Genomic DNA, 13,399 nt, shown 5'->3' with positions numbered 1-13,399 from the left:
AAACTAGCGCGCCCCGGGGGCGCGGCACAGCCTGACCGTCGCGTTCTTGTTAGCGGTAGTTGCCGAACTGGAGTTCGACGCCGAAGTCCTGGGCCCGGAGGAGCGTCATGACCTCCTGGAGGTCGTCCTTGGAGGGGGAGGTGACGCGCACCTGCTCGCCCTGGATGGCGGCCTGGACCTTCTTGAACTTCGCGTCCTTGATGGCGGCGGCGATCTTCTTGGAGGTCTCGCCGTCGAGGGCGGTCTTGAGCTTGACCTCGCGGCGCACGGTATCGCCGCCGGCGGGCTTGACCTCGCCCACGTCGAGGTTCTTGACCGACACGCCGCGCTTGATGAGGCGCGTCTGAACCACGTCGAACAGCGATTTCATCTGGAAGTCGCTGTCGGCCGCGAGGACGAGCAGGGACTCGGCGCGCTTGAATTCGATCGTCGCCTTGGACCCTTTGAAGTCGTAACGCTGGGCGATCTCCTTCTGGGCCTGATTGACCGCGTTGTCGACTTCCTGGAGATCAACGCCGGTGGTGACGTCGAAGGACGAGGTGGATGCCATGGAGAAGACGGGAGGACGGTAGGATGGTAGGAGGGAAGGACGGACGTGCACGGACTTCTGACAATGCACGGTTTCCATGGACGCCGCTACCCCACGGCACCGCAGCGGCGATCGGTCCCCCTCCTACGCCCCTACCGCCCTACCGTCCTTCCTACCCCAAGTAGGATTCCAGCGCCCGGGCGCGACTCACATGCCGCAGCCGGCTCAGCGCCTTCTCCTTGATCTGGCGCACGCGCTCGCGGGTGATGCCGAGCAGGGCGCCGATCTCCTCGAGGGTCATGGGCTCCGCCTCGTCGCCCAGGCCGAAGTACAGGCGCAGGATCTTGGACTCGCGCTCCTTGAGGTGCGAGAGCGCCTCCTCGATCGACTCGGTGAGCGCCTTCTCGAAGGTCAGCTCGTCGGGCGTGGGGTTGAGATTGTCCGGGAGGTAGTCCAGAAGCTTGTTGTCTTCGCCGGGGGTGAGCGGAGCATCCAGCGAGAGGTGGGTCTGCGAGATCGACATCGTCTTCGCGACTTCCTCTTCGGTGATGTCCATCCCGTCGGCGATCTCGGCGTGCGTGGCCTCGCGCCCCAACTCCTGGAGCAGCACGTTGGCCCGCTTGCCGATGCGGTGGAGCGTGCCGGCCCGGTTCAGCGGCACGCGCACGATTCGCGACTGCTCGGCCAGCGCCTGGAGGATCGCCTGGCGGATCCACCACACGGCGTACGAGATGAACTTGATGCCCTTGGTCTCGTCGAACTTGTGCGCCGCCCGGATGAGCCCGAGGTTGCCCTCGTTGATCAGATCGGAGAGCGAGACGCCCTGGTTCTGGTACTTCTTGGCCACCGAGACCACGAACCGCAGGTTGGAGCGCACCAGCTTGTCGAGGGCTTCCTGATCGTGCTTGCGGATACGCTGCGCCAGCCGCACTTCTTCCTCTCGGGAGATGAGCGGATAGGCGCTGATGTCGCGCAGGTACTGATCGAGGGATCCTTCCTCGTACGATGTCTTCTTGGTGCCAGGCGAGGGCATACTGCAGCGGCTCCTGGTGGCGAAGAACTCAGAGGCTTACACGCGGGGCCCGGGGGCGGACACTAGCGGTGGGATCTCGCACTCAGTGCACGATCTCGCCCAGCCGCTTCCAGCGGACGTGGGTGACCCAGTCGAGATCCTGGGACGAGTCTGGTGCGTAGCTGTAATAGATCAGGATCGGACGGCCGGTGACCATGGAGTCGGGCACGAATCCCCAGTACCGGCTGTCCAATGAATTGTCGCGATTGTCGCCAAGAACAAAATAGTCCTTGGGCGGAACCACCAGGGGGCCCCAGTTGTTCCGGGAAGGATGATAGCTCACCGCCGCGTGCGCCGTACGGACCAGATAGTCCCGCTGCCAGGTGAACTCCTCGTTCGACGGATCGGCATCCGGGTCGCTGCGCCGCACGTAGCTCTCCTGCACCACGTGGCCGTTGCGCACCAGGATCCCGTCGTGCATCTCGAGCGTATCGCCGGGCAGCCCCACCAGCCGCTTCACGAAATTCTGCGTGGGGTCCACCGGCCAGTCGAAGACGATCACGTCGCCGTGCTTGGGATGCTCCAGCGCCGGCAGCCGGTCGTGCGTGAACGGCACCTCGGCGCCGTACGCCAACTTGTTGACGAGCAGGAAATCCCCCACCTGCAAGGTGTTCTCCATGCTCCCCGTGGGGATCTTGAACGCCTCGACGACGAACGTGCGGATGACCAGGAACAGGGCCACCGAGATCCAGAAGATCTTGGTCCATTCCCAGAGGAAGGCCAGCGGCCGCCGGCGGCCGTTCACCTGACGCAACGCGTCCGTGCGCTGCTCCGTCGTGATGTCCCGCGGAGGGAGCGCCGGCGTGGCGGAGGAATCGGTATCGTTCACTTCCATTCAGCCTCTCGTCCCGCACGCACGCGTGCTGCAACCCCGGTCTGGTCTGGAATTAATGGCGCCATGCCCCGTATGCAAGCAGGGGCGCCCCCCCGGGGCCCGGGGGGCGGTCCCGCCCGATCAGTAATTGTCGATCTGCGCGCGCTGGAGCGCGCCGGAAAAGTCCACGTACCCCACCTTGGTCTCCGAGTAGAACTCGTATACCTCCCACCCCCCCTCGCGGTGTCCGTTCCCGGTCTGCTTCACGCCGCCGAACGGCAGATGGGCCTCGGCGCCGATCGTCGGCGCGTTGATGTACGTGATCCCGTTGTCCAGCTCGTTGAGGGCGCGGAACGCCAGGTTCACGTCGCGCGTGTAGAGCGACGACGACAGGCCGTATTTCACCCCGTTGTTCACCGCGAAGGCCTCGTCGGGCGTGGACACGCGCACCACCGACAGCACGGGCCCGAAGATCTCCTCCTGCTCGATGCGCGACCCCGCCTGCACCCGGGCGAAGATCGTCGGCTCGAAGAACCAGCCCTTGTCGAGCCCCTTCCCCTTGGCGCGGCGGCCCCCGCATAGCAGGTCGGCCCCCTCCGCCTGCCCCACGTCCACGTAATGCTCCACCTTGCGCACCGCCGCCTCGTGGATCATCGGCCCCACCTCGGTGCCCGCCGCCCGCCCGTCGCCCAGCCGGAGCTCCTTCACGCGGTCCACCAGTCGCCCCAGGAAGTGATCGTGCACGCCGGACTGCAGAATCAACCGGCTGGTGGCCGTGCACCGTTGGCCGGTGGTCCCGAACGCACCCCAGAGGATGCCGTCGAGCGCCAGGTCGAGGTCGGCGTCGTCGAGCACGATCATCGCGTTCTTGCCGCCCATCTCGAGCGACAGGCGTTTATGCATCCGGCCGCACGTTTCCCCCACCAGCTTGCCGGTCTCGGTGGAGCCGGTGAACGACACCACCGGCACCTCGGGATGCTCGACCAGCGCCTTGCCGGCGTGTTCACCCATCCCGTGCACGAGCTGCACGACCTCCGGCGGAACGCCCGCCTCGAGCAGGATCTCCACGAACACGTGGCCCGTGTGCGGAACGTCCTCGGCCGGCTTGAAGATCACCGAGTTCCCGCACAACAGCGCCGGGAAGATCTTCCAGGTGGGGATGGCGAGCGGGAAGTTGAACGGCGTCACGATGCCGGCCACGCCGATCGGCCGCCGGAAGCTCATCGCCCATTTGTTGCGCAGTTCGCTCGGCACCGTGTGCCCGAACAGCCGGCGCCCCTCGGTGGCCGCGTAATACGCGGTGTCGATCCCCTCCTGGACGTCGCCCCTGGTCTCGGCCAGCGGTTTGCCCATCTCGCGGGTCATGAGATCGGCGATCTCGTCCTTGCGCGCCACCAGGATGTCGCCGGCCCGCCGCAGGGCGTCGCCGCGGGCCGGTGCCGGCGTGCGCTTCCAGAGGTCGAACCCGCGCTTGGCCGACTCCACCGCCTGCTGGACGTCGCGCGCGTCGGAGCGCGGGAAGCGCCCGATCAGGTCGCCGCTGTCGGCCGGATTCCGGTTGTCGAAATACTCGCCGCCGGCCGGGGCCACCCACTCCCCGCCAATGAAATTCTTGAATGTCGTCGTCATGAGTATCGTATCAGGAATTGGCGCGCCTCCACGGCGCGCTCACTTGCAGACCCACGTGGCCGGGTGTTGCGCATCGTGGTTGGCGTACCCGATGCGCGGCAGCACCTCGAGGGATCCCAGCACCAGCCCCCAGAGGAGAATCAGCAGTGACAGGACGTGCGCCTTGGGCGCGCGGTGGCGCCAGGTCCACACGGCGCTCCATCCGCCGCTCAGGGCCACCACGGCCACCGCGGCGAGGTACGCCGCCAACCCGAATCCGCAGCGGGACTGGTACGGCCAGAGCACGATGGCCACGCCGAGCACCACCGACAGCGCGAGGCGCGCGAACACGCCGAACGAGTGCGTTTGGCGCGCGGGGTCGCGGGCGGCCGGCGCGCCGCCGGACGGAGCGGCCGCGGGACGCGTCCCCGCGGCGCCGGCGGCCGGCTTCTCCTTGGGGAGCAGCGCGTCGTCCGACATCGACCCGAGCTGCTTGTCGATCTTGGCGAGTTCCTTGGACCAGTCACGTTCGGGCACAGCGGCTCCTTTCCATTCGCGCGCTCAGCCGGCGGTCTCGCGGCTCAATCCGTACCGCTCGAGCTTCTTATACAGATTAGACCGCGGCATCTCCAGCCCGCGGGCCGTTTCGGAAACGTTCCAATCATATTCGCGCAGCTTGGCGAGCAGGAACGCCCGCTCCGCCGCGTGCTTGAACTCCTCGAACGTACGGCAGTCGGCGAGGGCGCCGAGCCCGGCCCCACCACCACCACCATCGCCGCCGCCGCCCGGTCCCGCCAGCCGGTCCACGTCGTCGACCGCGACCTCTGGCCCCGAGGCCAGGATGAGCAGCCGCTCGATGGTGTTGCGCAGTTCGCGCACGTTGCCCGGCCAGTCGCGGGAGGCCAGGCGGTCCACGGCCTCGGAGGAGATCGTCCGCGGCGGTACGCCCTCGCGCTGCGTGAGCACGGCCACGAAGTGGGCCACGAGCAGCGGAATGTCCTCGCGGCGTTCCCGCAGCGGCGGCACGAGGATCGGCACCACGTGCAGCCGGTAGAACAGGTCTTCGCGGAATCGCCCGGCCGCGATCTCGCCTTCGAGATTCTTGTTGGTGGCGGCGAGCACGCGGACGTCCACCGACACCGGCTTGGCGCCGCCGATGCGGGTGATCACGCCGTCCTGCAGCACGCGCAACACCTTGGCCTGCGCCGCGAGGCTCATGTCACCCACCTCATCCAGGAACAGCGTGCCGCCGTTGGCCTGCTCGAACTTCCCCGCCCGGTCGGCGGTGGCGCCGGTGAACGAGCCCTTGAGGTGCCCGAACAGCTCGCTCTCGATGAGTTCCCCGGGAATGGCGGCGCAATTCACCTCCACGAACGGCTTGAGGGCCCGTGCCGAGCGCTGGTGGATGGCGCGCGCCACGAGCTCCTTGCCGGTGCCGTTCTCGCCGGTGATGAGCACGCGCGCCGGCGTGCCCGCCACCTTCTCGAGCTGGTCGATCACGGCGCGGATGGCCCGCGACCGGCCCACGATCTCGTACCGCGATTCGATGCGCTGCCGCAGTTGCGCGTTCTCCTCGTGCAGCGCCAGGTGCGAGAGCGCGTTGCGCAGCGTGACGAGGATGCGATCGGTGTCGAGCGGCTTCTCGAGAATGTCGTAGGCGCCGAGTTGCGTGGCCTCGACCGCGGTCTGGATGGTGGCGTGCCCGCTGATCATCACGACCACGGCCGTCGGATCGAACTCCCGCAGGCGGCGCAGCGCTTCGAGCCCGTCGATGCCCGCCATCTTCACGTCGAGGAACACGAGCTGCGGCCGCCACCGTTTGTACTCGGCGATGCCGTCGGCCGCATTGGCCGAGGCCCGCACGTCGTACCCCTCGAATTCGAGGAGCTGCGCGAGCGCGGCACGGATGCCCTGCTCGTCATCGACGATGAGGATGCGGCGGCTCATGCCAATCGAGGGGGACGGCGGTTCATCGGTGAAAGCTACCCCGGTGCCATCGGCGCGCCAACGCCGCGGCGGCGATCACGGCAGCCCCTTGTAGAGCGTGAGATGGCCGTTGGTGATGCGGATGTCGACCAGGTACCTGGGCGTGGCGATGGGCAGCCCATTCGCGGACAGGCTGTCGGAGCGCACCCCCTTGCTCAGGCGCGCGATGAGCTTGGGAATGACCGCCTCTGGCACGGTGAGGTTGCGCAGCGTGAGCGTGCGCACCCGGAACTCGGTGAGTCCCGGACGAATCACGTGGAAGCTGCCGGCCAGCTGCATCCGCTCGCGGTCGCCGAGCAGCGACGCCAACGGGCCCAGCACGGCGCTCGCGCCCACCTCGCGCAGCTTCACGGATGCCCGGACCAGGAGCTGGTCGCCCACCACGGCCGCCTCGGCGCTGTCCGCCTCCTCGGGCAGCGCGCCGAGCAGCGCCCGCAGCACGTAGGCCGAGGCGTCGCCGGCCGCCACGTTCTGGAACACCGGACCCTTGAGTTCGCTCAGCGTATCCAGCGCCGCCTGCGCGCGCCGCGCGCCCATGAGCGTGAGCGGCTGCCAGTCGATGTGCGCCGCGGCGGCCGGCGGCGCGGCGTGGAAGTGAGACAGCCATCGATCGCGCGTGAGCCAGGCGACGAACCCCAACAGCACGAGCAGGACGAGGCAACCGAGGCGGGCGAGGCATCCCATGGGTCACGATTCCCGGAGAGGAGAGGCGTGCAGCAATTCATACGCGGCGCCTTCCGGGCGCAACGTGCTGCACATGAGATCGATGCTGCGAATCACGGTCGGAAACGACGCGCCCGCGCCGGCGCGCGCGGCGCGGCTGAGCGCGCGCAACTGCTCCACACCCAACTGATGCTTGACCCGGGCCAGCGTCACGTGCGGGCGGAACGGACGCGCGTCGAGCGGATACCCGAACGCCTCGCACCCCATCTCGACGTCGTGATGGACCAGTTCCAGTCGAGGCTCGTTGTCCATGCCGATCCATACGATGCGAGCCCGCCGAAAGTTCGGGAACGCCCCGAAGTCGCCCACCGCCGTGGGGATCGCGGCGTGGGCGCCGGCAGCCGCGTCCATGGCGGCGGCGATCCGCGGCACCTCGTGCTCCGGCCGCTCGCCGAGAAACTTCAGCGTCAGGTGCAGGCGCCGCTCGGCCACCCACGCCAACTGCGGGGCCGCGTCACGGAGCGGCGCCGCCGCAGCGTGGACCGCCGCCCGCGTGGACTCCTCGAGGTTAATCGCGAGGAACAGGCGCACCGGACGCCGGTCGCGTGAGCGCGGAGGGAGCGCCGGTGGCCGCGGCGGGCCCAACCCCGGCCAGCACGTTCAGGGCACCCGACCGGTACCCGCGGGGGTCGATCTCCACCGCGGCGAATCCGGCGGCACGCACGGCGCGCTCCACCGCCGCCGCGCCGTCCGCCGCGAGCCACCGGCCCAGCTCGCGCGACGCGATCTCCACGCGCGCCGTGTCGCCGTGGTGCCGCACGCGCAGATCGCCCGCCACGCCGAGCCGGCGGAGCTGCTCCTCGGCCACCTCCACCTGGCGCAGGCGCTCGATCGTGACGGCGGTGCCGTACGGCAGCCGCGACGACAGGCAGGGCGAGGACGGCTGGTGCCAGCTGGGAATGCCGCGCGCGCGTGAGCGTTCGCGGATGTCGGCCTTGGTGAACCCCAACTCGGCGAGCGGCGAGCGCACGTCGTGTTCGCGTCCCGCCTGCGCGCCGGGCCGGTAATCGCCGCGATCGTCGGCGTTGGTGCCGTCCACCACCGTATGAAAGCCGCGCGCGTGCGCCGCCGGCACGAGCTTGGTCCACAGCTCGGTCTTGCAGAAGTAGCACCGATTGACCGGATTGGCCGCGTAGCGCGGGTCGTGGATCTCGTCGGTATCCAGCTCGAGCACCGGCACGCCGAAGTCGTCGGCCACTCGGCGCGCCGCGGCCCACTGCACGGCGGGGTACGAGGCGCTGCGTCCGATGATGGCGAGCATGGCGTCGCGACCCAGCGCGTCCACGGCCATGCAGGCCAGGTAGGCTGAATCCACGCCGCCGCTGAACCCCACCGCCACCCGCGCCTCGGACCGCAACCACTGGATGAGCGCCGCCTCCCTGGACTCCGCATCCTGGCTGGGCGCGAACGATTCGTGCGACATGCACGAATGGTAGTTCGCCCGGGCGCGCGTGGGCAGGGCGGCCGGGCGCTGGGCGCCGAGCCGCGCGCGCGTCAGCGCGTGCCGCCCGGCGGGCAGAACGCCTTGATCTGGTTGGCCACGAACGGCCGCAGCGTGCCGAGGTACTGGAGGAACTGGTCCGCGGCCTCCGGGGCCGCGGACCGCCCGCTGGTGAGCCGGGCCGCCGCTTCCGTCAACGACGAGTCGGCCAGCCGGGACAGGTCGCAGCGCCTGGCCGCCGGGGCTTCGTTGGCCGCGTACTGGCCCACCGAGAGCGCCGACGCGCCCAGCAGGAACTCCGCCTGCGCGCTGGGATCGAGGCGCTCCGCGAGCGCCAGGAACCGGTGCGCCCGCTCGAAGTCCGCGCGCAGCTTGGTGCCGTTGGCGGCGGCGTAGAGCGCGTTGCCGCGCGCCAGCGCGAACTGCGCCACCGTGGCCGCGCCCTCGCCGTGCGCCAGCGCGCCGTTCAGCGCCGCGAGCGCGCTGTCCGGCGCGTTGAGGGCCATGTCGTAGACGGCGAGCTGCAGGAATCCGTGGGGGAGCGCCGGGTTGGCGGCCAGCGCGACTCGCATCTCACGCGCGGCGCCCGCCACATCGCCCGCGGCGTTGAGCGACTGCGCAGCCAGGGCGTGCAGATCGGCGTTGTCGGGAAAGCGGGACAGTCCGCGGGGCAGCGCCGTGGCGTTCTCCGATTGGAGCAACTGCACGTACAACGAATACAGCGAGGCGTCGGACCGGAAGCTGGCCACGCCGGCGGCCGCCGTGGACAGCGCGCGCTCCGGCTGACTGTCGGCGCGGTAGGCGGAGGCCAGGCGCAGGTAGAAGTCGGGATCGGCTCGCGCGGCGGCGTCTTGCGCCTCGAGGCGCTCGCCCGCGGCGATGGCGGCCGGCCAGTTGCCCGTGGCCAAGTGAACCAGCCAGCGCAGCTTGAGGAGCGGCAGATCTTCCGGATTGGCGTCGGTACCCCGGACGATGATTGGCTCGGCGAGGCGGGCGTTTCCTTCGCGCGACAGCGCCTCCACCACCTGCTGGAGGAGCGACGCGTTCAGCGAATCGGTGGCCAGCAGGCGCAGCCAGGCCTGGGACGCGTCGGCAAATGCGCCGCGCGTGTCGAGGGCCAGTCCCAACTGTTCGAGGGCGATCGGATCGGCCGGCGACGCGGCGAGCATGGCCCGGGCCACGGCGATCACGGAGTCGGTGAGATTGCCCGGCATGCGCACCAGCACGCGCAGCAGACAGGCGCGGGCGAGCGTGCTCCGCGGGTACGCCGCCACCCCCTGCGCCGCCGCCTTGGCGGCGCTGTCCAACTGGCCGTCGCGCGCGAAATTCTCGCAGCGCCGCAGCGGCAGCATCTGCCGTCGCGCAGCCACCGCCTCGTCGCCCACCGCACGCGCCGCCGCGTCCACCGTGGGCGCCTCGGCCACGAGCGGCTGCGCCATCTGCGAATCGCGGACCACGGTGAGCACGGCGCGCACGCGGACGCCGGTGGCCATCCGCGTCACCGTGCCCGTGATCTGCTCGTCGGCGCGGAAGTGGCGCGCGATGTCTCGCGCTTCGGATGGGAGGAAGGTCGAGTCCTCGTCGAATCCCGACTTCTCGAGCCAGTCGGCGACGTCGCCGGCCGAGACCACGCGCAGTTCGCGGCGAGAGAACGCATCGGCCACGCGATTGCGCACGAGGTCCGCGGCCCGGTGAGCCTGCCCACGGTCGGGGCCGTGGAACGTGGGCACGATCAGGACCTGGGCGGGGAATCGGCTCTGCGCCGCGAGCGGAGCGGCGCAGCAGAGCGAAGCGAGAATCAGCGCGCGGAAAGGAGCCATGAGGCACGGCAAGAGTGGACCGGACTGGAGTATGCGCGCCGGTGCACGGATTGGGCCAGCCCGCGGGCGCGCGCCCGCACGGCGCGCGAGGGGGGCGGGCCCCGGAAGGAACCCGCCCCCGCGCGTTCATTGGGGACGCCGTTGCAGCGTCAGCTTTCCGCGCGCGCGCAGATCGGCGCGCGCGGTTCGATCCGGCAGATAGATGCGCGCCGTGCGGGCCGCTCCGACGCCGGGAACGGTGTCGATGGATGCCGAGTTGACGCCGGCAAGCGCGTGGCGTGCCGCGACAAGTTCAGCGGCCGGTCCGACCACGGAATCCGCGATTCGGAACAGCCCCTCGCCCGCGCCCGCGTCGCCGTCGCGTTCCAGGATCGCGGCCAGGGTGGCCGCGGCGGCCGCGAGGTGCTCGGGCGTCGCGGCCTCGCGCGACATCACGATCACGCTCGGGCCCAGCGCGCCGCCCCGCCGAAGGATCACCGTGCCCTGACCGAAGAGCGGTTGGTCGGCCACGGCCACGATGACCGCGACGCGTCCCGGCGGCGGCGCCGGCTGCTGCTGAGCGCCCGCCGCCGGCGCGCCGAGCGCGCCCGCGGCGACCAGCGCCCCGATGACCAATGTGTTGCCGTGCATTCGCATGTGAAACTCCTTGGAGATGACCGGGTGAGGGCCGCGGCGCGGATGCGCCGCGGCCGAACGTGGTGGGTTAGCACCGCTGTTCGATCCATGAGTCCACGACGTACCAGGTGCGGCCGCCGTCGTACGACTGTTCGATCTGGATCAGCCAGAGCGTGCATTGCGGATCGGCGGCACCCAGAAGCGCGGGGTTGTCGCCGCCGCCGTCGTCGCACGTGGTCGCATCGTAGATCAGCTGCGTGCCGCAGACCGGTTGCGTCACGACCTCGGTGGGACACGGGCCGTTGGACGCGTTGGCGACCTGATCGTCGCCGGTGTTCCAACCCCATTCGAGCAGATACCAGTGCCACCGGGTGAGGATCTGATCGACGAGGGGTATGGGCAGTTGGAACCAGGCGCGGTGATGCGCCGACGCCGACAGGGTCACGCCGCACGACCGGCCGAAGTTGATGTTCGCGATCGGCGTGACCAGCGAACCGAGGAAGGTGCAGCTGGCCGTGGTGTTCGAGAGGCATCCGATCGCGCCCTCCGAATATCCCTCGTTGGAGACGATGGTTTTCGGATTCACCACCTGTCCCCTGTCGTCGTTGGACGAGTAGGTCACGTCGGTGTGCGCGCGAACGCCGTAGTACGTGACGATCGACGTGACGGCGCCCGCCGCGCCATTTGTGAACGCCTGCGTGCTCGACGCGACGATGTACGCCCGGGGAAACGTCTCCGGCGTGATCGGCACCGTGGGCGGGACGCCCGTCTCCGCCGCGCCGCTCGGCGGGATCGGCGGCGCCGGCACGGCGCTCGGGCCCCCGGACGCGGCGGCGAATGCCGAGCGGGCCGACTCCGACCACAGGGCGTCGGTGGCCAGGAAGTCCTGCAGCGTGCGGTTGCCGCCGGCCGCCCACGCGGCGGCCGTGGCGTGGATTGCCGATTCGGCGGGCGTGAGCACGCGCGCTCCAGGGCCGGCCACCAAGGGCGCCGGCGGCGGATCGGCGGCGGGGGGCCGCGCGTCGGGGCGCGTGGGCGCGTCGGCGCACGCGGCGGCCATCGCCAACGCGAGCGCGGCGACGACGGGGTGACGACAAGTGCGGTGTATGGACATGGGAATCCTCCGGGTTTGGGACATGAGGGGAGGCCCGGCCCGGTCCATAGGCCCGTGGAACAGCGAATCAGCGCCAGCGGTGTGGCCGGCAACGACAGCGTCGATTCGCTATGGCAAGGAGTCGCGCGGCGCCGCGTCCACGCCGCACCATCGCTGCAGCGGAGCCATGCGCAGCTCCGGCACCATCGCGCTCGGGAACTGTGGCACGCCGCCGCGCCTGGCCACGCCCCAGACCAGCCAGAGCGCGTCGGCGGAACGGCCGACGAATCGCGGCGACGAGTGGACCGCCGACAGCGCGCCACGCGGCGGCAGGCGCCACGCACTGGCGTCCCAGATCGCGAGCAGCAGCGAGTCGGCGATCACGCTCCGCGCCGCGACCGCGATCGCCCCATCGGGCAGCGGGGCGACGGCCAGCCCGGCCACTGCCGGAACGCCGCCCACGCCCGGGAGGAACTCCCACGTGGCTCCCGCATCCCGGCTCACGGCGTGCTGCACGCTATCGCTGAACATCTGCGACGGACTCACCCGCCGCAGCCAGAAGAGGTGCAGCTCCGCCGACGGCATGGCGACCAGTTGCAGTTCGTTCACCATTCGCGAGCCGTAGGACAGCAGCACGGTGGGTGCGGTCCACGTGGCGCCGCCATCGGATGAACGCGCGGCGAAGACGGCGTTGGTCACCCGGAGCGCGGGGGACCACAGACTGCCGACGAACACGAGCAACAGCCGCCCGCCCCCCAGCGCCGCGAGCGCCGTGGTGTTGGGCGTTGCGGAGTGGACATCGATCCATGACACGGCCCACGCCCCGCCCGCGCGCCGGATGATCGCCACGCCATCGTGGTCGACCCCGTCGACCTGGGCGGTGGCGGGCACGGCAATGGTGGGCGCGCCGCCGACCACCACGGTGGGGGCGGTGACGGTCCACGTCATGGATGCGGCGCGGAAGACCTGGTCCGGCGTGGACCACGCGCGGCCGTCGAACGTGGCGTGCCAGATCTCGGTGGCGCTGGGTTCCGGGCCGGTGGCCGTGTCCGCGGCCGTCCCCCAGTACACGTCGGCGACACCGCGCGGCCCGGGAAGGACGCGCGGCGCGAGCATCCGCGCGACTCCGGGCGGCAACGGCATGGGGCGCGGCGTCATCGCCGAGTCGAGGAGGAGCCCGGCGAGCGCGAAGTCGCCCGCGTCGGGGCGGTGTCCCGCGGAATCAATGGAGGCGAACACCGCCGAGTCCTGCCAGATGAACGACGGGCTGCCGAACAGCGCCAGACCTGCGGGCAGCGCCAGGGCGGCCGGCTGTTCCACGTATACCGGCTGCCCCCGCGCCGTGCGCGCGCCCCGGTCGGTGGCGATGCGCCACCGGGGGCAAGGCGAGGACGGGGCGGGAGCGCGTTCCGCCGCACGTGTGTCGGTCTGGGCGTCAGCCGCGGAAACCGCGGTGAGGGCGATAAGCCCGAGAGCCGCCGACACACGGGCGACGAACGAACGGCGAGGGTGACAACCCATGATGGTATCCGGGTGAGAAGCATGGAGGCTGCGATGCGCCCGGACCGCATCGGACATGGCATGAGTATGTTACGAGAGTGGATCTTCGGCGTGACCGTTTCCCTGCCGTCGTCATCAAACGGGTGCAGTGCGCGGCGACTTGCCAGCGACGGTCCGCAAGTCGTTTGGCAGCTCTTT

General features: G+C 70.3%; 14 protein-coding genes. 1 reads left to right on the top strand and 13 read right to left on the bottom strand.

Going from position 1 to position 13,399, the window contains the following annotated elements; translation table 11 throughout:
* Window positions 1-49 precede the first annotated feature (49 nt).
* The 12 genes from VNE60_02575 to VNE60_02520 all read right to left on the bottom strand — a co-directional run bounded on the left by VNE60_02575 (window position 50) and on the right by VNE60_02520 (window position 11,569).
* Entirely contained in the window at window positions 50-550 is a 501-nt protein-coding gene (locus VNE60_02575; protein ID HVB30392.1) for a YajQ family cyclic di-GMP-binding protein, read from the bottom strand.
* 151 nt (window positions 551-701) lie between these two features.
* Window positions 702-1,562: an RNA polymerase sigma factor RpoD/SigA gene (locus VNE60_02570; GenBank protein HVB30391.1), complete on the bottom strand. Its 861-nt coding sequence runs from the start codon at window positions 1,560-1,562 to the stop codon at window positions 702-704.
* Window positions 1,563-1,644: 82 nt separating this feature from the next.
* Entirely contained in the window at window positions 1,645-2,436 is a 792-nt protein-coding gene (lepB, locus tag VNE60_02565) for a signal peptidase I (protein ID HVB30390.1), read from the bottom strand.
* 120 nt (window positions 2,437-2,556) lie between these two features.
* Complete coding sequence (locus VNE60_02560; GenBank protein HVB30389.1) at window positions 2,557-4,044, bottom strand: aldehyde dehydrogenase family protein; 1,488 nt, start codon at window positions 4,042-4,044, stop codon at window positions 2,557-2,559.
* A 39-nt stretch (window positions 4,045-4,083) separates the two neighbouring features.
* Window positions 4,084-4,560, bottom strand: a complete 477-nt coding sequence (locus VNE60_02555) for a hypothetical protein (GenBank protein ID HVB30388.1) — start codon at window positions 4,558-4,560, stop codon at window positions 4,084-4,086.
* A 24-nt stretch (window positions 4,561-4,584) separates the two neighbouring features.
* Window positions 4,585-5,970 (bottom strand): sigma-54 dependent transcriptional regulator, encoded by a 1,386-nt coding sequence (locus tag VNE60_02550; protein ID HVB30387.1) that lies wholly within the window; start codon window positions 5,968-5,970, stop codon window positions 4,585-4,587.
* A 75-nt stretch (window positions 5,971-6,045) separates the two neighbouring features.
* Window positions 6,046-6,693 carry a hypothetical protein gene (locus tag VNE60_02545; protein HVB30386.1) on the bottom strand — a complete coding sequence of 216 codons (648 nt, stop codon included), beginning with the start codon at window positions 6,691-6,693 and terminating at the stop codon, window positions 6,046-6,048.
* Window positions 6,694-6,696: 3 nt separating this feature from the next.
* Complete coding sequence (gene thpR, locus VNE60_02540; GenBank protein ID HVB30385.1) at window positions 6,697-7,263, bottom strand: RNA 2',3'-cyclic phosphodiesterase; 567 nt, start codon at window positions 7,261-7,263, stop codon at window positions 6,697-6,699.
* Complete coding sequence (gene larE / locus VNE60_02535) at window positions 7,241-8,155, bottom strand: ATP-dependent sacrificial sulfur transferase LarE (protein HVB30384.1); 915 nt, start codon at window positions 8,153-8,155, stop codon at window positions 7,241-7,243. The genes thpR and larE overlap by 23 nt, the downstream gene beginning before the upstream one ends.
* 71 nt (window positions 8,156-8,226) lie before the next feature.
* Window positions 8,227-9,993, bottom strand: coding sequence for a hypothetical protein (locus tag VNE60_02530; protein ID HVB30383.1), 1,767 nt, complete (start codon window positions 9,991-9,993; stop codon window positions 8,227-8,229).
* 126 nt (window positions 9,994-10,119) lie between these two features.
* On the bottom strand, window positions 10,120-10,629 hold the full coding sequence (locus tag VNE60_02525; GenBank protein HVB30382.1) for a hypothetical protein: 510 nt from the start codon (window positions 10,627-10,629) through the stop codon (window positions 10,120-10,122).
* A 67-nt stretch (window positions 10,630-10,696) separates the two neighbouring features.
* Window positions 10,697-11,569 carry a hypothetical protein gene (locus VNE60_02520; GenBank protein HVB30381.1) on the bottom strand — a complete coding sequence of 291 codons (873 nt, stop codon included), beginning with the start codon at window positions 11,567-11,569 and terminating at the stop codon, window positions 10,697-10,699.
* Between VNE60_02520 and VNE60_02515 the strand changes: the two genes are divergently transcribed.
* The gene (locus VNE60_02515) at window positions 11,562-11,699 is read left to right on the top strand and encodes a hypothetical protein (GenBank protein ID HVB30380.1); all 138 of its coding nucleotides are present in this window, start codon (window positions 11,562-11,564) and stop codon (window positions 11,697-11,699) included. The two genes, VNE60_02520 and VNE60_02515, sit on opposite strands and share 8 nt — an antisense overlap.
* A gap of 131 nt (window positions 11,700-11,830) precedes the next feature.
* Here the strand turns inward: VNE60_02515 and VNE60_02510 are convergent, their stop codons facing one another.
* Window positions 11,831-13,021 carry a hypothetical protein gene (locus tag VNE60_02510; protein ID HVB30379.1) on the bottom strand — a complete coding sequence of 397 codons (1,191 nt, stop codon included), beginning with the start codon at window positions 13,019-13,021 and terminating at the stop codon, window positions 11,831-11,833.
* Window positions 13,022-13,399: the final 378 nt, after the last annotated feature.

The organism is Gemmatimonadaceae bacterium (assembly GCA_035533755.1).
Classification (GTDB): domain Bacteria; phylum Gemmatimonadota; class Gemmatimonadetes; order Gemmatimonadales; family Gemmatimonadaceae; genus JAGWRI01.
Note: the sequence above shows the minus strand (reverse complement) of the source record. Positions and strands in the feature narration are given on the sequence as shown.

Excerpts from the sequence above, each read along its gene's own strand:
- VNE60_02575 (HVB30392.1), bottom strand. The coding sequence starts at position 550 with ATGGCATCCACCTCGTCCTTCGACGTCACCACCGGCGTTGATCTCCAG.
- VNE60_02570 (HVB30391.1), bottom strand. The coding sequence starts at position 1,562 with ATGCCCTCGCCTGGCACCAAGAAGACATCGTACGAGGAAGGATCCCTC.
- lepB (HVB30390.1), bottom strand. The coding sequence starts at position 2,436 with ATGGAAGTGAACGATACCGATTCCTCCGCCACGCCGGCGCTCCCTCCG.
- VNE60_02560 (HVB30389.1), bottom strand. The coding sequence starts at position 4,044 with ATGACGACGACATTCAAGAATTTCATTGGCGGGGAGTGGGTGGCCCCG.
- VNE60_02550 (HVB30387.1), bottom strand. The coding sequence starts at position 5,970 with ATGAGCCGCCGCATCCTCATCGTCGATGACGAGCAGGGCATCCGTGCC.
- VNE60_02545 (HVB30386.1), bottom strand. The coding sequence starts at position 6,693 with ATGGGATGCCTCGCCCGCCTCGGTTGCCTCGTCCTGCTCGTGCTGTTG.
- larE (HVB30384.1), bottom strand. The coding sequence starts at position 8,155 with ATGTCGCACGAATCGTTCGCGCCCAGCCAGGATGCGGAGTCCAGGGAG.
- VNE60_02530 (HVB30383.1), bottom strand. The coding sequence starts at position 9,993 with ATGGCTCCTTTCCGCGCGCTGATTCTCGCTTCGCTCTGCTGCGCCGCT.
- VNE60_02525 (HVB30382.1), bottom strand. The coding sequence starts at position 10,629 with ATGCGAATGCACGGCAACACATTGGTCATCGGGGCGCTGGTCGCCGCG.